At 58.1% G+C, this 23659-nt stretch carries 28 protein-coding genes; 19 read left to right on the forward strand and 9 right to left on the reverse strand.

Annotation, left to right across the window (positions count from 1 at the left end; genetic code table 11):
* Positions 1-5 precede the first annotated feature (5 nt).
* Positions 6-551 carry a putative phosphatase gene (locus KPHS_40670; RefSeq protein ID YP_005228367.1) on the forward strand — a complete coding sequence of 182 codons (546 nt, stop codon included), beginning with the start codon at positions 6-8 and terminating at the stop codon, positions 549-551.
* On the opposite strand, the gene KPHS_40680 is transcribed toward KPHS_40670, so the two are convergent.
* The gene (locus KPHS_40680) at positions 532-1434 is read right to left on the reverse strand and encodes a lipid A hydroxylase LpxO (RefSeq protein YP_005228368.1); all 903 of its coding nucleotides are present in this window, start codon (positions 1432-1434) and stop codon (positions 532-534) included. The genes KPHS_40670 and KPHS_40680 overlap by 20 nt on opposite strands.
* Positions 1435-1639: 205 nt before the next feature.
* On the opposite strand from KPHS_40680, the gene KPHS_40690 reads away from it, so the two are divergent.
* The gene (locus KPHS_40690) at positions 1640-1819 is read left to right on the forward strand and encodes a hypothetical protein (RefSeq protein ID YP_005228369.1); all 180 of its coding nucleotides are present in this window, start codon (positions 1640-1642) and stop codon (positions 1817-1819) included.
* Between the two features lie 72 nt (positions 1820-1891).
* On the opposite strand, the gene KPHS_40700 is transcribed toward KPHS_40690, so the two are convergent.
* The gene (locus KPHS_40700) at positions 1892-2311 is read right to left on the reverse strand and encodes a DNA-bending protein with chaperone activity (protein YP_005228370.1); all 420 of its coding nucleotides are present in this window, start codon (positions 2309-2311) and stop codon (positions 1892-1894) included.
* Between the two features lie 406 nt (positions 2312-2717).
* Between KPHS_40700 and KPHS_40710 the strand changes: the two genes are divergently transcribed.
* Positions 2718-2903, forward strand: coding sequence for a hypothetical protein (locus KPHS_40710; protein YP_005228371.1), 186 nt, complete (start codon positions 2718-2720; stop codon positions 2901-2903).
* Between the two features lie 118 nt (positions 2904-3021).
* Positions 3022-3471, forward strand: a complete 450-nt coding sequence (locus tag KPHS_40720) for an L-alanine exporter AlaE (protein ID YP_005228372.1) — start codon at positions 3022-3024, stop codon at positions 3469-3471.
* A gap of 85 nt (positions 3472-3556) precedes the next feature.
* Here KPHS_40720 and KPHS_40730 read toward each other — a convergent pair whose 3' ends face one another.
* Complete coding sequence (locus KPHS_40730; protein ID YP_005228373.1) at positions 3557-3919, reverse strand: YgaC family protein; 363 nt, start codon at positions 3917-3919, stop codon at positions 3557-3559.
* 149 nt (positions 3920-4068) lie between these two features.
* Between KPHS_40730 and KPHS_40740 the strand changes: the two genes are divergently transcribed.
* Complete coding sequence (locus KPHS_40740; RefSeq protein YP_005228374.1) at positions 4069-4416, forward strand: DUF883 domain-containing protein; 348 nt, start codon at positions 4069-4071, stop codon at positions 4414-4416.
* 143 nt (positions 4417-4559) lie between these two features.
* Here KPHS_40740 and KPHS_40750 read toward each other — a convergent pair whose 3' ends face one another.
* Entirely contained in the window at positions 4560-5912 is a 1353-nt protein-coding gene (locus tag KPHS_40750; RefSeq protein YP_005228375.1) for a GntR family transcriptional regulator, read from the reverse strand.
* 88 nt (positions 5913-6000) lie between these two features.
* On the opposite strand from KPHS_40750, the gene KPHS_40760 reads away from it, so the two are divergent.
* The 10 genes from KPHS_40760 to KPHS_40850 all read left to right on the forward strand — a co-directional run bounded on the left by KPHS_40760 (position 6001) and on the right by KPHS_40850 (position 15300).
* Positions 6001-6432, forward strand: coding sequence for a carboxymuconolactone decarboxylase family protein (locus KPHS_40760; RefSeq protein YP_005228376.1), 432 nt, complete (start codon positions 6001-6003; stop codon positions 6430-6432).
* 183 nt (positions 6433-6615) lie between these two features.
* Positions 6616-6861, forward strand: a complete 246-nt coding sequence (locus KPHS_40770; protein ID YP_005228377.1) for a glutaredoxin protein — start codon at positions 6616-6618, stop codon at positions 6859-6861.
* Positions 6858-7268 (forward strand): ribonucleotide reductase stimulatory protein, encoded by a 411-nt coding sequence (locus tag KPHS_40780; protein ID YP_005228378.1) that lies wholly within the window; start codon positions 6858-6860, stop codon positions 7266-7268. Before KPHS_40770 ends, KPHS_40780 begins: the two co-directional genes overlap by 4 nt.
* A complete protein-coding gene (locus tag KPHS_40790; protein YP_005228379.1) occupies positions 7241-9382 on the forward strand; it encodes a ribonucleotide-diphosphate reductase subunit alpha in 2142 nt (713 codons plus the stop codon). Before KPHS_40780 ends, KPHS_40790 begins: the two co-directional genes overlap by 28 nt.
* A gap of 10 nt (positions 9383-9392) precedes the next feature.
* Positions 9393-10355 carry a ribonucleotide-diphosphate reductase subunit beta gene (locus KPHS_40800; RefSeq protein YP_005228380.1) on the forward strand — a complete coding sequence of 321 codons (963 nt, stop codon included), beginning with the start codon at positions 9393-9395 and terminating at the stop codon, positions 10353-10355.
* Positions 10356-10711: 356 nt separating this feature from the next.
* Positions 10712-11914 carry a glycine, betaine and proline ABC transporter ATP-binding protein gene (locus KPHS_40810; protein ID YP_005228381.1) on the forward strand — a complete coding sequence of 401 codons (1203 nt, stop codon included), beginning with the start codon at positions 10712-10714 and terminating at the stop codon, positions 11912-11914.
* The gene (locus KPHS_40820) at positions 11907-12974 is read left to right on the forward strand and encodes a glycine betaine transporter membrane protein (RefSeq protein ID YP_005228382.1); all 1068 of its coding nucleotides are present in this window, start codon (positions 11907-11909) and stop codon (positions 12972-12974) included. Before KPHS_40810 ends, KPHS_40820 begins: the two co-directional genes overlap by 8 nt.
* Positions 12975-13052: 78 nt before the next feature.
* A complete protein-coding gene (locus KPHS_40830) occupies positions 13053-14051 on the forward strand; it encodes a glycine/betaine/proline transport system periplasmic binding component (protein YP_005228383.1) in 999 nt (332 codons plus the stop codon).
* A 177-nt stretch (positions 14052-14228) separates the two neighbouring features.
* On the forward strand, positions 14229-14975 hold the full coding sequence (locus KPHS_40840; RefSeq protein ID YP_005228384.1) for a putative amino acid transport protein: 747 nt from the start codon (positions 14229-14231) through the stop codon (positions 14973-14975).
* A complete protein-coding gene (locus tag KPHS_40850) occupies positions 14965-15300 on the forward strand; it encodes an L-valine transporter subunit YgaH (RefSeq protein ID YP_005228385.1) in 336 nt (111 codons plus the stop codon). Before KPHS_40840 ends, KPHS_40850 begins: the two co-directional genes overlap by 11 nt.
* Before the next feature lie 3 nt (positions 15301-15303).
* Here KPHS_40850 and KPHS_40860 read toward each other — a convergent pair whose 3' ends face one another.
* Positions 15304-15420 carry a hypothetical protein gene (locus KPHS_40860; RefSeq protein YP_005228386.1) on the reverse strand — a complete coding sequence of 39 codons (117 nt, stop codon included), beginning with the start codon at positions 15418-15420 and terminating at the stop codon, positions 15304-15306.
* On the opposite strand from KPHS_40860, the gene KPHS_40870 reads away from it, so the two are divergent.
* Complete coding sequence (locus KPHS_40870; RefSeq protein YP_005228387.1) at positions 15391-15921, forward strand: transcriptional repressor MprA; 531 nt, start codon at positions 15391-15393, stop codon at positions 15919-15921. The genes KPHS_40860 and KPHS_40870 overlap by 30 nt on opposite strands.
* Positions 15922-15944: 23 nt before the next feature.
* Here KPHS_40870 and KPHS_40880 read toward each other — a convergent pair whose 3' ends face one another.
* Positions 15945-16070: a hypothetical protein gene (locus KPHS_40880; RefSeq protein YP_005228388.1), complete on the reverse strand. Its 126-nt coding sequence runs from the start codon at positions 16068-16070 to the stop codon at positions 15945-15947.
* Between KPHS_40880 and KPHS_40890 the strand changes: the two genes are divergently transcribed.
* The 3 genes from KPHS_40890 to KPHS_40910 all read left to right on the forward strand — a co-directional run bounded on the left by KPHS_40890 (position 16047) and on the right by KPHS_40910 (position 20586).
* Positions 16047-17219, forward strand: a complete 1173-nt coding sequence (locus KPHS_40890) for a multidrug resistance secretion protein (RefSeq protein ID YP_005228389.1) — start codon at positions 16047-16049, stop codon at positions 17217-17219. The two genes, KPHS_40880 and KPHS_40890, sit on opposite strands and share 24 nt — an antisense overlap.
* A gap of 15 nt (positions 17220-17234) precedes the next feature.
* Positions 17235-18773 (forward strand): multidrug resistance protein membrane translocase, encoded by a 1539-nt coding sequence (locus KPHS_40900; RefSeq protein YP_005228390.1) that lies wholly within the window; start codon positions 17235-17237, stop codon positions 18771-18773.
* Positions 18774-18909: 136 nt separating this feature from the next.
* Complete coding sequence (locus KPHS_40910; RefSeq protein ID YP_005228391.1) at positions 18910-20586, forward strand: putative isopropylmalate/homocitrate/citramalate synthase; 1677 nt, start codon at positions 18910-18912, stop codon at positions 20584-20586.
* Here the strand turns inward: KPHS_40910 and KPHS_40920 are convergent.
* The 3 genes from KPHS_40920 to KPHS_40940 all read right to left on the reverse strand — a co-directional run bounded on the left by KPHS_40920 (position 20565) and on the right by KPHS_40940 (position 23613).
* The gene (locus tag KPHS_40920; RefSeq protein ID YP_005228392.1) at positions 20565-21332 is read right to left on the reverse strand and encodes a putative helix-turn-helix AraC-type transcriptional regulator; all 768 of its coding nucleotides are present in this window, start codon (positions 21330-21332) and stop codon (positions 20565-20567) included. The two genes, KPHS_40910 and KPHS_40920, sit on opposite strands and share 22 nt — an antisense overlap.
* Before the next feature lie 52 nt (positions 21333-21384).
* Positions 21385-21846 (reverse strand): S-Ribosylhomocysteinase (LuxS), encoded by a 462-nt coding sequence (locus KPHS_40930; protein YP_005228393.1) that lies wholly within the window; start codon positions 21844-21846, stop codon positions 21385-21387.
* Between the two features lie 210 nt (positions 21847-22056).
* Entirely contained in the window at positions 22057-23613 is a 1557-nt protein-coding gene (locus tag KPHS_40940) for a glutamate--cysteine ligase (RefSeq protein ID YP_005228394.1), read from the reverse strand.
* Between the last annotated feature and the right edge of the window lie 46 nt (positions 23614-23659).

The following is a 23659-nucleotide window of genomic DNA, read 5'->3' on the forward strand; positions in this document are numbered from 1 at the left end:
ATCCTATGACCATCGCCACCTTAACTCCCGCCGAGGCCCAGGCGCAGATTGCCCAGGGCGCCAGACTGATTGATATCCGCGATGCGGATGAATATGCGCGCGAACATATCCCCGATGCCGAGCTGGTGCCGCTCGCCACTCTGACCAGCGGTGCGCCCCTCAATGCCCGGGCCGGAGAGACGGTCATCTTTCACTGCCAGGCGGGTTCCCGGACGCAGAATAATGCGATTCGTCTGGCCGCGGCCGCCGCGCCGGCGCAGACCTGCCTGCTGGCAGGAGGAATTCAGGCGTGGAAAGCCGCGGGGTTGCCGGTAGTGGAAGATTCATCGCAGCCGCTGCCGCTGATGCGCCAGGTGCAAATTGCCGCTGGCGTCCTGATTTTACTGGGGGTGCTGCTGGGCTATACCGTTAACGGCGGCTTTTTCCTGCTCAGCGGCGCGGTCGGCGCCGGGCTCACCTTCGCCGGCGTAACCGGCTTTTGCGGCATGGCGCGTCTGCTGGCGACCATGCCGTGGAACCGGCGCCAGGGGGTTAAAACGCGCTCCAGATAAGCCAGGCAATGCCGCCGAAGAGCAGCCATTTGACGATGTAATAGACCGTCTTATTCCATTTTTTCAACCGTTTACCAACAATACGGATCTGGTAAATATAGCGAAACGCCCGGTTAATCCCGCCGGTGCGATCGCCGATATCGTTGGGCGCCGAAGCGGCGCTCATCAGATGACGTCCCAGCCAGTGGTTAACTTTCTGCGCCCAGCGGTAGCGCATCGGCCGTTCAATATCGCAGAACAGAATCAGGCGATTCTCACCACTGGTATTTTCCGCATAGTGGATATAGGTCTCATCAAACAGCACGCCTTCTCCATCGCGCCAGCTGTAACGCTGGCCATCCACCTCAATAAAGCAGCGGTCATCGTTCGGCGTTGCCAGGCCCAGATGAAAGCGTAGCGAGCCGGCGTAGGGGTCGCGATGGCGCGGCAGACGGCTACCGTCCGGCAGAGTGGCAAACATGGCCGCTTTCACCGACGGGATATCGCGCAGCAGCGCGGTAGTTTGCGGACAGAGCTGGCTGGCGGAAGGATGGGCATCCTCATACCATTTCAGATAAAAGCGTTTCCAGCCGGTTTTGAAAAATGAGTTAAACCCGGCATCGTTATATTTATCGGCCGCTTTAATCTGCTCCAGCTGCTGAAGGTGGAGACCTTCGTCGCGAATAACCTGCCAGTTTTGCTGCAATATCGCCAGCTCGGGAAACATCTCCGGCCGCAGATAAGGCGTATTCGGCACGCGGGAAAATAAATACATAAATCCATTCAGCGGCGCGGTAAATGTGGAATGGTCGGAGAGCTGCCGCCAGAAACGATAGCGCACCCGTCCGCGGTAATGGACATACAGTACAGCAATAACAATGATCAACAGAATGATATACTTCATGGTGTCTTTCCTGACCTGATTGGTGGTAACCCTACCCTCGCCGTCCCCCTTTCTCAGCAGCGGTATGGCGCCAGCAAAACATTAACAATGTTAATACATATAACTCCAAATTGTTTTAACAAAAAACAGCACGCCCGGTGTTCAGTGAGCGGGCGTTGAGCTATGGTTTAGGTTTATCCATGGTGTTAACAGTGAGGAGTGAATTATGTTTGCTGTCGGCGATCTGGTACAACCCCGAGCGGGCGGACCAAAACTGAAAGTGGTGGAAGTGCAAGGGGAGCAACTGGTGGTGGTTCAGGCCGCACAGGAGCAGGGAGAGCGCTATTCGCTGAAGTCGGACGAGGTCACGCCGTATCAGGAAGAGGGAGACTTCGGCGTCTGCTAAAGCCCCTCGCTTAAAGTCATAAGGCCAGGCCGGTGGGTCTCTCACCACCGGCCTGGCGCTGGCCCGAAGGCGTTAAATTAAAAAGCTATCCAGCGATTTACCCTGGGCGACAGCCTCGGCAATCGGCTTCGGCATTCTTCCCTGTCCGGTCCAGGTTTTCTCTGCGCCAGTATGATCGGTATAACGATATTTCGCCGGGCGCGGTTGACGCTTTTTGCCTCCCGCCTTTGGCGGCTGAATATCGGCCACCAGCTCGTCAGGAGAAATACCGTCGGCGCGCATCAGTTCAAGCCAGGTATTCACTTTCTCCTGATATTCAGCCTGCTGCTGAGCTGCCTGCTGCTGTTGCGTACGTTTTTCTTCAGTGACGATCCTGAGCTTTTCCAGCATCTCTTCAAGCACGTCAATGGAGAATTCACGGGACAGGGCACGCAGTGAACGGATATTATTCAGTTTGTGTAACATTGAAGACATAAAATTAAAAAATTCCAAATAGCAAATTAAAAGATACAACGCGGCAAGTGTAATAGAAACGTTTATTTATTTCCAGCCTTCGGTTGTCCAGATAAATATATAAGGTGGATATTAGCGGTTATCCCCTGGAACTATATTGGCAAATACCTGAGCCTTTTTCATAAGCACAGGCAAAAAAGAGAGTGAATAAATAAAAAAGGCAGAATGACGGGAAAAACCACCGTTCTCGCCAGGAATATTAGCTTTATGGTCAGCGGGTTACCTGCTGTTCATACGTGGCCGCACTGATACATACCTTTGGCCACAGTGAATAGTTAATCAGAAAATGGGAATAAAACAACAATTCGCAATTCAGAATTTTTCACCATAAAAAAGCGACTTACGGCATAAAAAATCCTAAAAGAGAGCGGAATCACACACTCGCGTGATGTTGCGCCATGGTTGGCTATCAGGCGCCGTTCCCTCGGCCAGTCTCGATTTCGCAATCAAGAGTAACACATTGATAAATATTGATATTTGCAAAAACAGGAATAAAAGTAGCGTAACGAACAAAAAACAAACCAGCGCAGAGTATTTTATCGACAAAAAGGCGATAAATAAAAATTTATAGCTAGTTGCCACTTTTAATGCAGAGATATACTCTACGCACATCAAAACAGGCAGCCCAAAAACGCTATACCAACGCGCATTTTTCGGCGTTAATGACTTCATTTTCGAGGAGCACTCCGATGTTCTCTGCGCACTCCCGCTTGCGGCATGCGGTTGCAGACACCTTTGCGATGGTGGTTTACTGCACCGTCGTCAACATGATGATCGAAATTTTTCTCTCTGGTATGACGTTTGAGCAGTCGTTATCGTCGCGTCTGGTGGCGATCCCGGTCAACATTATTATTGCCGTACCCTATGGGATTTATCGCGATTTCGCCATGCGTCAGGCCCGGCGCATCAGCCCAGCCAGGTGGATGAAAAATATGGCCGACGTGCTGGCCTACGTCACCTTTCAGTCGCCGGTGTATGTCGCTATTCTGTGGAGCGTGGGTGCTGACTGGCACCAGATTGTCGCCGCGGTGAGCTCGAACCTGGCGGTATCGATGATGATGGGCGCCGCCTACGGCTACTTCCTCGACTATTGCCGCCGCCTGTTCCGCGTAGCGCCCTATCAGCAGGCGAAGGCCTGACCAACGCGTTAGCAGCGACTGGCTCTGCCAGTCGCCTCTTCCCGCCAGCCCGCCTCGCCTGGATCCTTAAATGCCTATCGCCGTATTAATTCGTCGACATTGCCGGCTGGGCTTCGCCAAATAGCCCATTCAGAAAACGCTCAAGCGCCATGCGTGAGCTAAATCCATGCGGAATACCATAATGTTGTTGCGCATCCCCGGCTAAATACAGCGGAAACTGTTCATAATGATCACAGGTTTTGATATCTGAAGCCGGTTCGGCCAGCATATTGCTGCGCTCTTTTAACGCCGGATGAATAACTAACGCTGTTCGCCCCATGCGCGCTTCGCGGTTCACATAAACATAATTATCGCCGCGGCGATAGCCGTACGCTTTTTGCGTCACAACATCCATGGTGAAGCCGGCTTTTTCAAGAACACGCGCCACCTCATCGGGTCTTAAATACATACTGATTCCTCGTTATCTTTTACCGCACATTGACCTTACCTTATTCATTAAGGACAGTGCTTTCGGAAAATTCCAGAAACCACAACAGTAAGCATAATTCAAAATCTTGTCCTACACTTACTCACTCGATGGAATTAAGGGAGATAACGATGGCTAACCATGTGAACCGCAACAATTTTGACGAGAACGCCGAAGATATTCATAACGATGTCAGCCAATTAGCGGATACGCTGGAAGAGGTGCTGAAATCATGGGGCAGTGACGCCAAAGAGGAAGCGGAAGCGGCGCGTGTCAAAGCGCAGTCGCTGTTAAAAGAGACTCGTGCCCGCCTTAATGGCCACAACCGGGTGCAGCAGGCGGCGCTGGATGCGCGCCAGGCAGCGTGCGATGCGCTGGGCTGTGCCGATACCTACGTGCGCAATAAACCGTGGCACAGTGTGGGCGCCGCCGCCGCCGTCGGGGTATTTATTGGCGTATTGCTCAATTTACGTCGATAATAGCTTAAGCGTCGGCTGCCGCCGCGCGATTGGCGCGCGGTAGCCCGCGAGCTTTACGGAAGGCAATGAAGATAACAAATACGCGTCAGCCCCTGCGCGCCTCTGGCCGCAGGGGTTTTTCTGCTTCCCCGACTTAAGCGCCATCAAATCGCAATCGCCTCTCTCAGCCGTCGGGCAAGTCCGTCAGCCATCGCCGGCGAACGTATATTGGTAAAACTCATCAATAATCCCCCCTCGCCCGCGTGGCGAATCCGCCAGTCGCTCAGCGCCTGCACCGCCAGCCCGGCCACAACCGCCCGCCGCGCGAGCAGCCGATCGTCGCCGCTGACCGACATAACCAGTTGTATTCCCCCCAGCTGCGGTGTGACCTGAAAGCCCTGCGCCTGCAGAGCCGACTCCAGCCACTGTCTACGCTGGCTATAGCTGGCGCGCATTTTCTTCAAATGACGCCAAAAATGTCCCTGCTGGATAAAATCCGCCAGCGTCTGCTGCCACAGGGTGGGAACGGTGCAGGATTGGCGCTCCGCGGTCTGGTGAAAACGCGCCACCAGCGGGGTCGGCACCACCAGCCAGGCGGTGCGCAGCGCCGGGAACATCGACTTACTGAAGGTGCCCGCGTAGATGACCCTCTGCGGCGCATCAAGGCTTTTCAGCGGCGGCAGCGGTTTGCCGTGATAGCGAAACTCGCTATCGTAATCGTCCTCAATGATCCACGCGTCGCGCTCCGCGGCCCACGCCAGCAGCTGGCGGCGTCGGGGAAGCGACAGCGCGACCCCCAGCGGACTCTGATGGGCTGGTGTGAGCAGGGCAAATCGCGCCTGCGGGTGATGACGCTGGCCCCAGCCGACGTCCATCCCTTCGTCGTCCACGGGAATCGCATCCACCGCCAGCTGCCCAGCCTCGACGACCGGCCGGATAAAGGGATACCCCGGATCTTCCATCCACATATGCTGTCCCGGCTGCGCCAGGGTACGCAGGATAAGGTTCATGGAGGCGGCATAGCTGCCGGTGATCAACACCTGATCCGGCTGACAGTCGATACTACGCGACAGGCGTAGATAATCGACGATAGCCTGGCGCAGAAGCGGATCGCCGCCGGGATCGCCGGGTGCAAGATCGAACCGCGACTGCGTCCGCAGCCGACGCCCCATCACCCGCGCCCACTGCCCGCGCGGAAAGAGATCCAGCGCCGGCAGCCCCATCTGAAACGGCAGCGGCTCCGTCGGCGCGGCCGGTTGCACTGGCGGTACCGGCGCCAGCTGGCGCGGGCTGAGCCGCTCGCTGACAAAGGTCCCCGCCTGCCCACGCCGCTCGAGCCATCCCTGGGCGACCAGCTCTCCCCAGGCGTTTTCGATGGTCGCCCGGGAGACGCCCTGCTCCTGAGCGTACACCCGGCTGGCGGGCAAACGGCTGCCCGGGGTCAGTTCGCCACGTTCAATCGCCGATTTCAACTGGCGGGCGATACGCTGATAAAGCGGGAGGTTAATTGCTTCCATTATGGTCTGCTTTTTTCATCAGAATATGGCTATCTTTTGCAGTCCATTATAGTGCTATTTTGGCTGCCGTCTTAGAGAGGAGAACACCATGAACCAATTACGTCAGCCATTCAGTGAACTGAGCCCGGAAGTCTATAAAGGGCTGGTACAGGCCAGCATCGCGCTGGAGAAAAGCGAGCTGGGCAACGCCCTGGTAGAGCTGGTTTATTTACGCGTCTCGCAGATCAACGGCTGCGCCTTCTGTCTTGAGAAACATAGCCAGGCGCTGCGCAAAGGCGGCATGGCGCAAAGCAAACTGGATGCCCTTGCGGGCTGGCGGGTAAGCGCCCACTTTACTCCGGCCGAACGCGCGGCGCTGGCTTGGGCCGAGTCGGTCACCGACATTGCCGCCAGCCATGCGGAAGATGAGGTTTACCAGCCGCTGCGCGAACATTTTACCCCGCGTCAGATAAGCGATCTGACCTTCGCCGTCAGTCTGATGAACGCCTTTAACCGCCTCGCCGTGGCCATGCGCCTGTAGTTCCGCACAGCCTCCCCCCTCCTCCGCCGATCTATCCCGGCGGGGGACTCGCTTGCCAAAAACGCTATATATTGAGTGGTTGAAGTTTTAAATAACTACATCTAGTATTTCCTTATCGAATGGCCCACTACGTTCGACGCTATGTTTAGCGCCGTGCTGTTATCTTAAAAGGAAATACGAATCATGCGCATTATTATTTACACTCGAAATGACTGCGTGCAGTGCCATGCCACCCGGCGAGCCATGGAGAGCCGGGGACTGGCCTTTGAAATGGTCAACGTCGACCAGCAGCCGGATGCCGCCGACACCCTGCGCGAGCAGGGATTTCGCCAGCTGCCGGTGGTGATCGCCGGTGAGCTGCGCTGGAGCGGCTTCCGCCCGGATATGATCAATCGCCTGCGCCCCTCCTTTACGGCGGCCAGCGCATGAGCCTCATCGTCTACTTCTCCAGCCGTTCGGAGAATACCCATCGCTTTGTGCAGCGCCTGGGGCTGCCGGCGGTGCGCATCCCGCTGAACGAGCGTGAACATCTGCGGGTAGACGAGCCCTATATTCTCATCGTTCCCAGCTATGGCGGCGGCGGCACCGCCGGCGCGGTACCGCGTCAGGCGATCCGCTTTTTAAACGACGTGCATAACCGCCAGCTGATCCGCGGAGTGATTGCCGCCGGCAATCGCAACTTTGGCGACGGCTGGGGGCGTGCCGGAGATGTCATCGCGCAAAAATGCGCCGTGCCCTATCTCTACCGCTTCGAGCTGATGGGAACCCCCGACGATATCAACACCGTGCGTAAAGGAGTCAGCGAATTTTGGCAACGACAACCGCAGAACGTATAACCGCCGCCGTGGATTTTCACGCCCTCAACGCGATGCTGAATTTGTACGACAGCGAGGGCCGCATCCCGTTTGAAAAAGATCGCCAGGCGGTTGAGGCCTTTATGGCGACCCAGGTTCAGCCCAACGCCCTCACCTTCCCCAGCCAGGAGGATAAGCTCAGCTGGCTCGTCAGCGAGGGCTATTACGATCCGCAGGTGCTGGCCGGCTATGACCGCGGGTTTGTGCTGGCGTTGTTCGCCCATGCCCGGCGCGCTCCGTTTCGCTTTCAGACCTTCCTCGGCGCCTGGAAGTTCTATACCAGCTATGCGCTGAAGACCTTTGACGGCAAGCACTACCTCGAGGATTTCGCCGAACGCAGCGTGATGGTGGCCCTGACGCTGGCCCGGGGCGATGAACAGCAGGCGCGGCAGCTGACGGAGGAGATACTCAGCGGCCGCTTTCAGCCCGCCACACCGACCTTCCTTAACGCTGGCAAACAGCAGCGCGGGGAGCTGATCTCCTGCTTCCTGCTGCGTATTGAGGATAATATGGAGTCCATCGGCCGGGCGGTGAACTCGGCGCTACAGCTGTCGAAGCGCGGCGGCGGGGTGGCCTTTTTACTCTCCAACCTGCGCGAGGCCGGGGCGCCGATCAAGCGCATCGAAAACCAGTCTTCTGGGGTGGTGCCGGTGATGAAGATGCTGGAGGACGCCTTCTCCTATGCCAATCAGCTCGGCGCCCGCCAGGGGGCGGGTGCGGTCTGGCTGCATGTTCACCATCCCGATATTTTACGCTTTCTTGATACCCGGCGTGAAAATGCCGATGAGAAAATCCGCATCAAAACCTTGTCGCTGGGGGTGGTGATCCCTGATATCACCTTCCAGCTGGCGAAAGAAGATGCGCAGATGGCCCTGTTCTCGCCTTATGACGTCGAACGGCTGTACGGCAAACCTTTCGCCGATTGCGCCATCGGCGACCTCTATCCGCAGCTGGTGGCCGACGAGCGGGTCCGCAAACGCTGGATCCGCGCCCGCGACCTGTTCCAGCGCCTGGCGGAGATCCAGTTTGAATCCGGCTACCCGTACATCATGTTTGAAGACACCGTGAACCGCGCCAGTCCGGTGGCCGGGCGGGTCACCATGAGCAATCTGTGTTCGGAGATCCTGCAGGTCAGTACGCCGTCCGCCTATAATGAAGACCTCAGCTATGCGCATATCGGGGAAGATATCTCCTGCAACCTCGGCTCGCTGAACATCGCCCATACCATGGACTCGCCGGATTTCGGCCGCACAATCGCCACCGCGGTGCGCGCCCTGACCGCCGTGTCCGACATGAGCGACATTCAGTCGGTTCCCTCGGTGGCGGCCGGCAACGCGGCCTCCCACGCCATCGGCCTGGGGCAGATGAATCTGCACGGTTACCTGGCGCGGGAAGGCATTGCCTACGGCAGCCCGGAGGGGCTGGACTTCACCAATATCTACTTCTACACCGTGACCTGGCACGCGCTGCACACCTCGATGCAGCTGGCCCGCGAGCGCGGCCAGCGCTTCGCCGGCTTCGAGCAGTCGCGCTACGCCAGCGGGGCGTACTTCGACAAATATCTGCAGGAGGAGTGGCAGCCGAAAACCGAACGGGTGCGCACGCTGTTCGCCCGCGCCGGCATCTCTCTGCCCGACCGGGAAAGCTGGCGCCAGCTGCGCGACGATGTCATGCGCTATGGCATCTACAATCGCTATCTGCAGGCGGTGCCGCCCACCGGCTCGATCTCGTACATCAACCATGCCACCTCCAGCATTCACCCGATCGTCTCGAAGATTGAGATCCGCAAAGAGGGGAAAACCGGGCGGGTGTACTACCCCGCGCCATTTATGAATAACGACAATCTGGCCCTCTACCAGGATGCGTATGAGATAGGGCCGGAGAAGATCATTGACACTTACGCCGAGGCGACGCGCCACGTCGACCAGGGGCTGTCGCTGACCCTGTTCTTCCCCGATACCGCCACCACCCGCGATATCAACAAGGCGCAAATTTACGCCTGGAAGAAAGGCATCAAGACGCTCTACTACATCCGTCTGCGCCAGCTGGCGCTGGAAGGCACTGAAATTGAAGGCTGCGTGTCCTGCGCGCTGTAAGGAGAACAGGATGACCCATTTAACGCGCGTCAGCGCAATCAACTGGAACCGCATTGATGACGATAAAGATCTTGAGGTCTGGAACCGTCTCACCAGCAACTTCTGGCTGCCGGAGAAAGTGCCGCTGTCGAACGACATTCCCGCCTGGCAAACCCTCAGCGCGGCGGAGCAGCAGTTGACCATTCGCGTCTTTACCGGATTGACCCTGCTTGACACCATTCAGAACACCGTCGGCGCCCCGGCGCTAATGGCGGACGCCTTAACCCCGCATGAGGAGGCGGTGCTGTCGAACATCAGCTTTATGGAGGCGGTTCATGCCCGCTCTTACAGCTCCATCTTTTCCACGCTGTGCCACAGCAAGGAGGTGGATGCCGCCTTCGCCTGGAGCGAAAGCTGCGATCCCCTGCAGCGCAAGGCGCAGCTGATGCTGGGTTACTATCAGGCCGACGAGCCGCTGAAGAAAAAAATCGCCAGCGTGTTCCTCGAATCCTTTCTCTTCTACTCCGGCTTCTGGCTGCCGATGTACTTCTCCAGCCGGGGAAAGCTGACCAACACTGCGGATCTGATCCGCCTGATCATTCGCGATGAAGCGGTGCATGGCTATTACATCGGCTACAAGTACCAGAAAGGACTGGAGATCGTCAGCCCCGGCAAGCGCGAAGAATTGAAAAATTTCGCCCTCGATCTGCTGATGGATCTTTACGACAACGAACTGGCCTACAGCCGGGAGCTGTACGGCGAGAGCGGCTGGTTCGACGACGTCAGCGCTTTCCTGTGCTACAACGCCAACAAAGCGCTGATGAACCTCGGCTACGAGGCGCTGTTCCCGGCGGAGATGGCGGCGGTCAATCCGGCAATCCTCGCAGCGCTGTCGCCCAACGCCGACGAAAACCATGACTTTTTCTCCGGTTCCGGCTCCTCCTACGTGATAGGAAAAATGGAAGAGACCGCCGACGACGATTGGGACTTTTAACCGTACTTTCACCAGGAATATCGCAGGCGGATTCCTGGTGATTAATTTCACAAAATAGCGTTTAATCCACCAAATATTCTCTCCATGACCTAACCGTCATCACTTCGTCATATTTAGCAGAAAACCGGTCCATTTCAGTCGAATTATCCAAAGATAATCAAAAAATATTACCAACAACAAATTACCGCCCAGCCCTTATATCACGGGGGCTTAGCCACAGTTGTCCCCATCTGATTTTGCCGAGAGTTTGCCATTGAGGGTTGTCACAGAATCTGAGTATGTTAGGGTGTAAAAAGATCATAATCACCATCGGGTATCATATCGCAATAAACAAATAACAGGAACTTCTCTATTGCATGGCAATTAAATTAGAAATCAAAAATCTTTATAAGATATTTGGCGAGCATCCACACCGTGCTTTCAAATATATTGAGAAAGGACTCAACAAAGCGCAAATACTGGAAAAAACGGGGCTGTCGCTTGGCGTCAAAGACGCCAGTCTGGCCATTGAAGAAGGCGAGATATTCGTCATCATGGGGCTCTCCGGCTCGGGGAAATCCACCATGGTTCGCCTTCTCAATCGCCTGATTGAACCCACCCGCGGCCAGGTGCTGATTGACGGGGTCGATATCGCCAAAATGTCGGATGCCGAGCTGCGCGAGGTGCGTCGCAAGAAAATTGCGATGGTTTTTCAGTCCTTTGCGCTGATGCCGCACATGAGCGTGCTCGACAACACGGCGTTTGGCATGGCGCTTGCCGGCGTTCCCGCCGCCGAACGAGAGCAAAAAGCCCGGGAGGCGCTGCGTCAGGTGGGGCTGGAGAATTATGCCCACGCCTGGCCGGATGAACTCTCCGGCGGCATGCGCCAGCGCGTCGGTTTAGCTCGCGCCCTGGCGATTAATCCCGATATTCTGTTAATGGATGAAGCCTTCTCTGCGCTCGATCCGCTCATTCGTACCGAAATGCAGGATGAGCTCATCAAATTACAGGCGAAGCATCAACGCACTATCGTCTTTATTTCCCATGACCTTGATGAAGCCATGCGAATTGGCGATCGTATCGCCATTATGCAAAATGGCGAAGTGGTCCAGGTCGGCACTCCGGATGAAATATTAAATAATCCGGCCAATGATTATGTGCGCACCTTCTTCCGCGGCGTGGATATTAGCCAGGTATTCAGCGCGAAAGATATTGCCCGCCGCAGCCCGGTTGGCCTGATTCGTAAAACGCCTGGTTTTGGCCCCCGTTCGGCGCTGAAATTATTACAGGATGAAGACCGGGAATATGGCTATGTCATAGAGCGCGGTAATCGCTTTGTCGGGATTGTCTCGATTGATTCTCTGAAAACAGCCCTCAGCGCCGGGCAGGGGATCGAGGCGGCGCTGATTGACGCCCCGCTGGCGGTGGAAGCGCAAACCCCGCTCAGCGATCTGCTCTCCCACGTCGGCCACGCTCCGTGCGCCGTGCCGGTAGTGGATGAAGAACAACAATATATTGGCATCATTTCCAAACGGATGTTGCTCCAGGCTTTAGATCGCGAGGGGGTGAATCATGGCTGATCAGACCAATCCATGGGGCAGCGCCCCGTCAACCGACAGCGCCGCGCAGGCTGCCGACGCCTGGGGTGGTGCCTCTACTGCCGCGCCGGCTAATGGCGGCGGCGCCGACTGGCTGCACAGCGCCCCGGCGCCGCAGCCGGAACAGTTCAATATCATGGATCCGTTCCATAAGACCCTGATCCCGCTCGACAGCTGGGTGACCCACGCCATCGACTGGATCGTGCTGCACTTCCGTCCGCTGTTCCAGGGGATCCGCGTGCCGATCGACTACATCCTCAGCGCCTTCCAGCAGCTGCTGTTGGGGATACCGGCGCCGGTGGCGATTATCGTCTTCGCGCTAATCGCCTGGCAGATCTCCAGCCTCGGCATGGGGGTCGCCACTCTGGTATCGCTGATTGCCATCGGCGCCATCGGCGCGTGGTCGCAAGCCATGGTCACTCTGGCGCTGGTCCTCACCGCCCTGCTGTTCTGCATGGTTATCGGCTTGCCGCTGGGGATCTGGCTAGCGCGCAGCCCGCGGGCGGCGAAAATCATCCGCCCGCTGTTGGATGCCATGCAGACCACGCCGGCGTTCGTCTATCTGGTGCCGATCGTGATGCTGTTCGGCATCGGCAACGTACCGGGCGTGGTGGTGACGATTATCTTCGCCCTGCCGCCGATCGTCCGTCTGACCATCCTCGGGATAAACCAGGTGCCTGCGGATCTGATCGAAGCGTCGCGCTCATTTGGCGCCAGCCCGCGCCAGCTGCTGTTTAAGGTGCAGCTGCCGCTGGCCATGCCCACCATTATGGCCGGGGTTAACCAGACCCTGATGCTGGCCCTGTCGATGGTAGTGATCGCCTCGATGATCGCCGTCGGCGGCCTCGGCCAGATGGTGCTGCGCGGTATCGGTCGCCTGGATATGGGCCTGGCGACCGTCGGCGGGGTGGGGATCGTGATCCTGGCGATTATTCTTGACCGCCTCACCCAGGCCGTCGGTCGCGACGCCCGCAGTCGCGGCAACCGCCGCTGGTACACCACCGGCCCGCTGGGGCTTATCACTCGCCCTTTCTGTCGATAAGTCGATAACAGCGCCGCTCCCCGACACCAGCCGATGCCCGGGAGCGGCCCTTCCCGTTAAACAATAAGAGGAACCACCATGCGACATAGTACGATGTTGGCCACCGCCGCCTTTGCCACCCTGCTCGCCACCAGCGCCTTCGCCGCCGACCTGCCGGGTAAAGGGATTACGGTGAAGCCCGCTCAGAGCACTATCTCCGAAGAGAGCTTCCAGACCCTGCTGGTCAGTCGCGCGCTGGAGAAGCTGGGCTACACCGTCGAGAAACCCAGCGAAGTGGACTATAACGTTGCCTATACGTCGATTGCCGCCGGAGATACCACCTTTATCGCCACCAACTGGCAACCGCTGCACGATGACATGTACGCCGCGGCGGGCGGTGATAACAAATTCTATCGCAAAGGAGTGTACGTCTCAGGCGCTGCCCAGGGCTATTTGATCGACAAAAAAACCGCTGAGCAGTACCACATCACCTCCATCGATCAGCTCAAAGATCCGCAGATCGCCAAACTGTTTGATACCAACAATGACGGTAAAGCGGATCTCACCGGCTGTACCCCAGGATGGGGCTGCGAAGCAGTGATTAACCATCAGATTGACGCCTATGGCCTGAGCAAAACCGTCACCCATAACCAGGGCAACTACGCGGCGATGATGGCCGACACCATTGCCCGGTATAAAGAAGGTAAACCGGTGCTCTACTATACCTGGACGCCGTACTGGGTTAGCGACGTGCTGAAGCCTGGCAAGGACGTCGTCTGGCTGCAGGTGCCGTTCTCCTCCCTGCCGGGCGAGCAGAAAAACATCGACACCAAACTGGCCAACGGCGCCAACTATGGCTTCCCGGTGAACACCATGCACATCGTCGCTAACAAAGCCTGGGCGGAGAAAAATCCGGCCGCCGCCACTCTGTTTAGCGTCATGAAGCTGCCGATCGCCGACATCAACGCCGAGAATGCGATGATGCACGAAGGCCATGCTTCCGAAGCCGACATTAACGGCCACGTTGATGGCTGGATCAAAGCCCACCAGCCGCTGTTCGACAGCTGGGTGAAAACCGCCCTCGCCGCGCAGCAGTAAACCCGCTCACGGATAAGGCCCAGCGCCTTATCCGGCCCCCTTGCCCCTTTCTCCTGGCCAGGTCATAGAAAAGCGATTCCAGGAATTTCCATAGTGTTAAGGCGCATCGCGCTCTGTTAAGGTGGAGACATCGGTCAAATTGCCACCTTCACATGGATCCAGCGATAAGTTATTCATATGGAAAACCCCGCGCCCTTAACCTGTGCCTTACCTGAACGCGTCGCCACCGTCGGCGAAGGCGTCAAAGACAGTCTCCCCATCGTCATCAGCTACCTTCCGGTGGCATTCGCCTTCGGACTCAATGCCACCCGGCTGGGCTTCACCCCGCTGGAAAGCCTGTTCTTCTCCTGCATTATTTACGCCGGCGCCAGCCAGTTTGTGATCACCGCCATGTTGGCCGCCGGCAGTTCGCTGTGGGTCGCCGCCCTGACGGTGATGGCGATGGATGTCCGCCACGTGCTGTATGGCCCCTCATTGCGCAGCCGCATTCGCTCAGCGCTGGATAAAAAGAAAACCGCCCTCTGGGCCTTCGGCCTGACCGATGAGGTTTTCGCCGCCGCTACCGCCAGGCTGGTTCGCGATAACCGCCGCTGGAGCGAAAACTGGATGCTTGGTCTCGCTTTTACCTCGTGGGCATCGTGGGTGTGCGGCACGCTGGCCGGCGCCTGGTCCGGCAACGGCCTGCTGGTGGATTATCCAGCGGTGGAAGCCGCCCTCGGCTTTATGCTGCCGGCGCTGTTTATGAGCTTCCTGCTGGCCTCTTTCCAGCGTCAGCAGTCACTCTGCGTCACGGCGGCGCTGGCGGGCGCGCTGGGCGGCATTCTGTTATTTTCCATTCCGGCGGCGATCCTCGCCGGAATTGTCTGCGGGTGTCTGACGGCGCTGCTTCAGGCCATGCTCAAGGGGATGCCGGATGAACAGTGAAGTCCTTCTGCTCGGGGTGATAGTCGGCGGCGTCAACTATCTCTTTCGCTATCTTCCTCTGCGTTTGCGCGTCGGCCACGCCCGTCCTGCCCGCCGCGGCCCGGTCAGCGTGCTGCTGGATACCATTGGCATCGCCTCGATTTGCGCGCTGTTGGTGGTCTCCAGCGTGCCGGAGATCCTCGCCGATGCCCATCGCCTGGCGCCGACGCTGACCGGCTTCCTGGTGCTGGGGGCCGCCTTCTGGAAAACCCGCAGCATCATTGTCCCGACCCTGCTGTCGGCGTTTGCCTATGGTCTGGCATGGAAAATCACCAACGGGCTCTAAGCTTTACGTATCAATTTTGGTCAATAATTCATTTGATTTATTTGTCACAATAGTTATTATATCGGCTGTAATTAATGAGGTCATACCCAAATGGATAGTTCGTTTACTCCCATTGAGCAAATGCTCAAGTTCCGCGCCAGCCGCCATGAAGATTTCCCGTTTCAGGAGATCCTGTTAACTCGTCTTTGCATGCATATGCAAGGTAAGCTGCTGGAAAATCGCAATAAAATGCTCAAAGCGCAGGGAATTAACGAGACATTATTTATGGCGCTGATTACGCTGGAGTCACAGGAAAACCACAGCATCCAGCCGTCCGAGCTGAGCTGTGCGCTGGGCTCGTCACGTACCAACGCCACCCGTATCGCTGATGAACTGGAAAAACGCGGCTGGATTGAGCGCCGCGAGAGCGATAACGATCGTCGCTGTTTGCATCTGCAACTGACCGAAAAGGGCCATCAGTTTTTGCGTGAAGTCCTGCCGCCGCAGCATAACTGCCTGCATCAGCTGTGGTCTTCACTTAGCACCAGCGAAAAAGATCAGCTCGAACACATCACCCGCAAACTCCTGAGCCGCCTTGATCAGATGGAAGAAGAAGGCGTGCTAGCGGACTCTCTACGCTAAGGGCGGCGTCGCTCAGCCCATTTTTACGTTGCAAGGAAAACAGCCAGGCCAGCAGATCTCTGCTGGCCTTTCTGATAAACAGGTCGGCTCAGCCGATGTGAAATAATAAGATCGTGGAGAATAACATGAGTGCAAATGCGGAGAGCCAAACCCCGCAGCAACCAGGCAGCAAAAAAGGAAAGCGTAAAGGCGCCCTTCTGTTGCTGACATTGCTCTTCATTATTATTGCCGTGGCATATGGGATTTACTGGTTTCTGGTACTGCGTCACTACGAAGAGACCGACGATGCCTACGTGGCAGGGAATCAGGTACAAATTATGGCTCAGGTCGCGGGCAGCGTGACCAAAGTCTGGGCTGACAACACGGACTACGTGCAGAAAGGCGATCCGCTGGTCACTCTCGATCGGACCGATGCCCAACAGGCGTTTGAAAAGGCTAAGACCCAACTGGCCGCCAGCGTCCGTCAGACCCGCCAGCAGATGATCAACAGCAAGCAGCTGCAGGCAAATATCGACGTCAAAAAAACCGCCCTCGCCCAGGCGCAGGCTGACCTGAACCGCCGCATCCCGCTGGGCGCCGCGAACCTCATTGGCCGCGAAGAGCTGCAGCACGCCCGCGATACCGTCGCCAGCGCACAGGCCGAACTCGACGTGGCAATCCAGCAGTACAACGCCAACCAGGCGATCGTGCTGGGCACCAGGCTGGAACAGCAGCCGGCGGTGCTCCAGGCGGCCACTGAAGTGCGTAACGCCTGGCTGGCCCTGCAGCGTACGCAGATCGTCAGCCCGATTAGCGGCTACGTTTCCCGTCGCTCGGTACAGCCTGGCGCGCAGATCGGCACCACCACGCCGCTGATGGCGGTGGTCCCGGCGACCAACCTGTGGATCGATGCTAACTTTAAAGAGACTCAGCTGGCGCATATGCGTATCGGCCAGCCGGCCACCGTGATCAGCGATATCTATGGCGATGACGTGAAATACACCGGTAAAGTGGTCGGTCTGGATATGGGCACCGGCAGCGCCTTCTCTCTGCTGCCGGCGCAGAATGCTACCGGCAACTGGATCAAAGTGGTACAGCGTCTGCCGGTTCGTATCGAGCTGGATGAAAAACAACTAGCGGAACACCCGCTGCGCATCGGCCTCTCGACGCTGGTGGAAGTCAACACCACCGATCGCGATGGTGAAATGCTGGCCAGCCAGGTGCGGAGCTCCCCGGTTTACGAGAGCAATGCCCGTGAAATCGCTCTCGATCCGGTTAATAAGCTGATAGACGAGATCATTCAGGCCAACGCCGGATAATTCGGGGTGAGTGTAATGCAACAGCAAAAACCGCTGGAAGGCGCGCAGCTGGTCATTATGACCATTGCGCTGTCGCTCGCGACGTTCATGCAGGTGCTGGATTCCACTATCGCCAACGTGGCGATCCCGACCATTGCCGGCAACCTTGGCTCGTCGCTGAGCCAGGGGACCTGGGTCATCACCTCGTTCGGGGTCGCTAACGCCATCTCCATCCCGATCACCGGCTGGCTGGCCAAGCGCGTCGGCGAGGTGAAGCTGTTCCTGTGGTCAACCACCGCTTTCGCCATTGCCTCCTGGGCCTGCGGCGTCTCCAACAGCCTGACGATGCTGATTTTCTTCCGCGTCATTCAGGGGATCGTCGCCGGACCGCTGATCCCGCTGTCGCAAAGTCTGCTGCTCAGCAACTATCCCCCGGCGAAGCGCTCTATCGCTCTGGCGCTGTGGTCAATGACGGTGATTGTCGCGCCCATCTGCGGTCCGATCCTCGGCGGCTATATCAGCGATAACTATCACTGGGGCTGGATCTTCTTTATCAACGTGCCCATTGGCGTGGCGGTGGTGCTGATGACCCTGCAGACCCTGCGCAACCGGGAAACCAAAACCGAACAGCGGCGGATCGACGGTGTCGGTCTGGCGCTGCTGATCATCGGTATCGGTAGCCTGCAGGTGATGCTGGACCGGGGTAAAGAGCTGGACTGGTTCTCCTCCAATGAGATTATCATTCTGACCATCGTGGCGGTGGTGGCGATAAGCTTCCTGATCGTCTGGGAGCTAACCGACGATAACCCGATTGTCGATCTGTCGCTATTTAAGTCGCGCAACTTCACCATCGGCTGCCTCTGTATCAGTCTGGCCTATATGCTCTACTTCGGCGCCATCGTACTGCTGCCGCAGCTGTTGCAGGAGGTCTACGGCTACACCGCGACCTGGGCCGGCCTGGCGTCGGCGCCGGTGGGGGTGATCCCGGTCATTCTGTCGCCGATTATCGGCCGCTTCGCGCATAAGCTCGACATGCGGCGGCTGGTCACCTTCAGCTTTATTATGTACGCGGTCTGCTTCTACTGGCGCGCCTGGACCTTCGAACCGGGGATGGACTTTGGCGCCTCGGCGTGGCCACAGTTTATCCAGGGCTTCGCGGTGGCCTGCTTCTTCATGCCGTTGACCACCATCACCCTCTCCGGCCTGCCGCCGGAGCGGCTGGCGGCGGCGTCGAGCCTGTCGAACTTCACCCGTACCCTTGCCGGCTCCATCGGGACCTCGATCACCACCACCCTGTGGACCAACCGCGAGGCGCTGCATCATGCGCAGCTCACCGAATCGGTGACCCCCTTTAACCCCAACGCGCAGCAGATATACGATCAGCTGCAGGGCATGGGAATGACGCAGCAGCAGGCGTCCGGCTGGATAGCGCAGCAGATAACCAACCAGGGGCTGATTATCTCCGCCAACGAAATCTTCTGGATTTCTGCGGCTATTTTCATCCTGCTGTTGGGGCTGGTGTGGTTCGCCAGACCACCGTTCAGCGCCGGCGGAGGCGGCGGCGGCGCGCACTAAGCCTCACATAAAGGGACCTCCGGGTCCCTTTTTTACGGCGTCAGGTTGTCCAGTTCTCGCTAGTTTCTGTCTCGTTTGCGAAAGCCCGTCACCCTGCGCTCGGGCAGGATAAAGGCTGACCATTAAGGAGAACACTATGCTGAGCCATCCTGCTGAAAAGTACCGTCCCTATCCGCCGATCGCCCTGCCTGACCGCCGCTGGCCAGACCGGCAAATCAGTCACGCCCCGCGCTGGCTCTCGACTGACCTGCGCGACGGCAACCAGGCGCTGGCGGAGCCCATGGACAGCGCCCGCAAACTGCAGTTCTGGGATCTGCTGCTGGAGTGCGGCTTTAAAGAGATTGAAGTCGCCTTCCCTTCCGCCTCACAAACCGATTTCAACTTTGTCCGCCAGCTGATTGACGAACAGCGCATCCCGGAGGATGTCACCATCCAGGTGCTGACCCAGGCGCGAGACCCGCTGATCCTGCGCACCTTTGAGGCGCTGCGCGGCGCCCGCCGGGCTACCGTCCACCTCTACAATGCCACCGCGCCGCTGTTCCGCGAGCTGGTTTTCGGCATGGACAAGGCCGAGGTGATCGCCCTCGCGACCCGCGCCACCCGGCTTATCCGTCAGCAGTGCGAACAGCAGCCGGAGACCCGCTGGCAATATGAATATTCGCCTGAAACCTTCTGCTTCACCGAGCCCGAGTTTGCGCTTGAGATTTGCGAAGCGGTGGCGGATGTCTGGCAGCCCTGCGCCGAGCGACCGATGATCGTCAATCTGCCGGCGACGGTGGAAGTCAACACCCCCAACGTCTATGCCGATCAGATCGAGTATTTTTGCCGCCACTTCTCCCGCCGCAGCGAGGTCTGCATCAGCGTGCACCCGCATAACGATCGCGGCACCGGCGTCGCCAGCGCCGAGCTGGCGGTGATGGCCGGCGCCGATCGGGTAGAAGGCTGCCTGTTTGGCAACGGCGAACGCACCGGCAACGTCTGTCTGGTGACTTTGGCGATGAACCTCTACAGCCAGGGCATCGACCCTGAGCTTCGCTTCGAGCAGATGAACCGGGTGGTGGAGGTGGTGGAAAACTGCAACCAGATCCCCGTTCACCCGCGCCACCCGTGGGCGGGAAGTCTGGCTTACACCGCCTTCTCCGGCTCCCATCAGGATGCGATCAAAAAAGGGTTTGATGCCCGTCAGCCTGGCGATCCGTGGCAGATGCCCTACCTGCCCATTGACCCGCAGGATATAGGCTGCAGCTATGAGGCGGTGATCCGCGTCAACAGCCAGTCGGGGAAGAGCGGCAGCGCCTGGCTTATCGAACAAAATCATGGTCTGAAACTGCCCCGCGGGCTGCAGCAGGACTTCAGCCAGCACGTTCAGCAGGCCACCGATAGCGACGGCAAAGAGATGACCCACCATGCGCTGTGGCAGCTGTTCCGCACGCGCTACGGGCTGCAGGCGCAGCCGGCGCTGACGCTGCTCGATTATCAGAGCGCCAGCCAGCAGGATGGCCAGCTTTCCCTGCAGGCAACGCTGCGTCACCACGGCGAAACCCGACGCCTGCAGGGCCAGGGCAACGGCCTGCTCTCCGCCGCAGCCAGCGGGCTCAGCGCGCTGTTTCGGCAGCCGTTTATGATCAAGGACTATCATGAGCATACGCTCGGCGCGCGCAGCGACAGCCGGTCGGTGGCCTATATCCGCTGCGTTTTTCCGCAAGGAGAAAGCTACTGGGGCGTGGGTATCGATAATGACGTGGCGCGCGCCTCGCTGCAGGCGCTGTGCAATGCGCTCAGCGCCGCCGATCAGGCCGGGGGACGAAAATAGTCGCTGGGGGCGACGCCCATCACCCGACGAAACATGGCGCTGAAGGCGCTGTGGCTACCGTAGCCCAGCTCCAGCGCCACCCGCAGCACGGAGTAGCCCTGCGCCAGGCGCACCAGCGCTTCCATTAGCTTCGCCCGGCGCACCCACTCGCTCCACGTCAGGCTAGTCTGCTGCTGAAAATGGCGGTTTAGGGTTCGCTCGCTCATGCTGCACGCCTTCGCCGCCTGGCCGCTGCTCCAGGCCTCGCCCGGCGCCTCGCGTACCTGCTGGCACAGCCGACGCAGCGTTTCGCTTTGCGGCTCCGGCAGGCCAAACGGCAGGATCGCCATCCCGCGGATCTCATCGAGGATCAGTTCATAAATTCTTTCGTCGCGGCTGGCGGGGGCATAGCGTTCCGCCAGCGCCAGGGATGACACGATCAGTTCCCGCAGCAGCGGCGTGATCTGTACGATCTGGCAGCCCGCCGGAAGATCGGCGCGCGCCAGCGGATCGATAAACAGGGTGCGCGCCGCCACGTTGCCGGTCATGCGCAGCGCGTGCGGCGTTCCCGCCGGCAGCCAGACGCCGCGCCCGGGCGGCACCACCCAGTAGCCTACCGGCGTCGCGACTCGCACCACGCCGCTTAGTATATGCAGCAGCTGGGCGCAGTCATGCTGATGCCAGTCTTCCTGGTCACCGTGGGCATAATCATGGGCAAAGGGCACCAGTGGGCGGTGCTGAAAGGAGAAGGAAAGCGTCGTCGTCATCGCGGCGTCAGAAGAGCGGCCCGGCGACAGGCGTCGGGCCGTGGCGGAAGCACTAGATGTGCAGTTCCTGCAGTTTTTCTTTCGGCAACGCCAGTTCGTCGTTGCTGTTGATGCGCACATCGCGCTCAATGATATGACGAGCGATGTCCTGGGCCTCTTCCAGCGAGTGCATGGTGTAAGTCCCGCACTGGTAGACGTTGAGCTCCGGGATCTGGTTCTGATCTTTCACCTTCAGCACATCGGCCATCGCCGCTTTCCAGGCGTCAGCGACGCGCTGCTCGTCCGGCGTACCAATCAGGCTCATATAGAAGCCGGTGCGGCAGCCCATTGGCGAAATGTCGATAATTTCCACGCCATTCCCGTTCAGATGATCGCGCATAAAGCCCGCGAACAGATGCTCCAGGGTGTGGATACCGCGTTCCGGCATCACTTCCTGGTTCGGTACGCAGAAGCGCAGATCGAAAACGGTGATTTCATCGCCATGCGGCGTGTTCATTTTCTTCGCGACACGCACCGCTGGGGCTTCCATTCGGGTATGGTCGACTGTGAAACTATCTAACAACGGCATTCGTCACCTCCGGGAGTGAATTTTTTTAAAATAAAATGAACTCTTTGTTCAGCCGCGAGTCTCAGTATATGAAAGACGCGCATTTATTATCATCATCATCCCTGAATCAGAGATGAAAGTTTGGCCACAGTGATGTGGCCTTTTTCTTTTCCAGCGCTACGCGTGCCGCGCCAGCAGCGCCTCAAACGGCTCGCTGTCTTCAGCTTCCACTTTCTTCTGTCGCGCCACCGACGCGTCGCGCTCGGCGATAAAATCGTCTTCGCTCAGGATCTCCAGCGGCTCTTCGCGCAGCTGCGTCCGGTAACGATCGGCAAGCGCACGGCCGGTACCGCCAATGCCTTCTTCAATCATAGAACGCAGAATGCGGGCTGAGAAGGTTAATTCCGGATCGTCAAAGCAGGCCAGCAGCTCGTCGCAGACCTGCTGATATGCCTGGCCACCGTGGATACTGTCCAGGGTCTGCGCCACGCGGCGTAAATCGCGGAACAGATCTTTGCCCACCTGAGCCAGCGGGAACTGCGCGCTTTCGCAGCCAATCCCCAGCGTTAAGCCCGGCTTACGCCCTTCCAGAATAACCCGATTCCAGTTGGTGCGGGTGCACAGCAGCTCATCGCTGCTCATCTCCGGCGCGTCGGCCAGCGCGCACCAGACCATAAACAGGTCGAGGAAACGCACCTGCTGGGCGTCAACGCCGATCGGCGAGAACGGATTGATATCCAGCGAACGCACTTCGATATACTCAATACCACCGCGCAACAGCGCATCGGACGGGGTTTCGCCCCGACGGGTGACGCGTTTCGGGCGGATCGGCGCATAAAGTTCATTTTCAATCTGCAGAATGTTGCTGTTGATCTGCAGATACTTGCCGTCTTTCTGCAGCCCGATTTTGGCGTACTCTTCCGACGGCGTTTTAATCGCCCGCTTCAATCCTGCCACATACTCGTGCAGATCGTTAAACGTAATTCCGAGATTGCTTTGCGACTTATTGGTATAACCAAGGTCGCTGAGGCGCAGCGAGGTGGCATACGGCAGGTAATACATGCCGTTGCCCGTTTCCTCAAAGGGCAGCGTTGTCGGTTTGCCTTGCAGGAATGAGGAGCAAATCGCCGGCGAGGCGCCAAACAGATAGGGGATCACCCAGCCAAAGCGATAGTAGTTACGAATTGAGCGGAAATAGCCCGCCGAAATGGCCTCTTTACCACTCTCGGCATCTTCCACACCACATTTTGCCTGCCAGAAGGCCATCGGTAGGGAGAAGTTATAGTGCACGCCGGAGATAGTCTGCATCAGCGCGCCATAGCGGTTCTTCAGCCCCTCGCGATATAGCGTTTTCAGGCGCCCCACGTTAGAGGTGCCGTACTGCGCCAGCTCAATATCCTGACCGGGGGCGATATAGCATGGCATGCTCAGCGGCCACATCCGCTCGTCGCCAAGCTGACGCGCGGTATAGCGATGGACATCGCGCATAAAGGTCAGCATATGCTCAATATCGCCATCTACTGGCGTAATGAACTCAAGTAAAGCTTCGGCAAAATCGGTGGTAATCCATTTATGCGTTAGCGCTGAGCCTAACGCCGGAGGGTGACCGGTCGTTGCAAGGGTGCCGTCTGCGTTCACGCGCAGCGTTTCCCGCTCCAGACCACGTTGAATACCCTGCAGAGCCTGCGGATGTTTTTCCAGCCAGGCCAGCGCCTGTGATACGTCCGGGATCAATTTGACCTCCCGCCTGTCGAAATCGTTTGAATAAGCATAATTGTAA

This window comes from Klebsiella pneumoniae subsp. pneumoniae HS11286 (assembly GCF_000240185.1).
GTDB classification, from domain to species: Bacteria; Pseudomonadota; Gammaproteobacteria; order Enterobacterales; family Enterobacteriaceae; genus Klebsiella; species Klebsiella pneumoniae.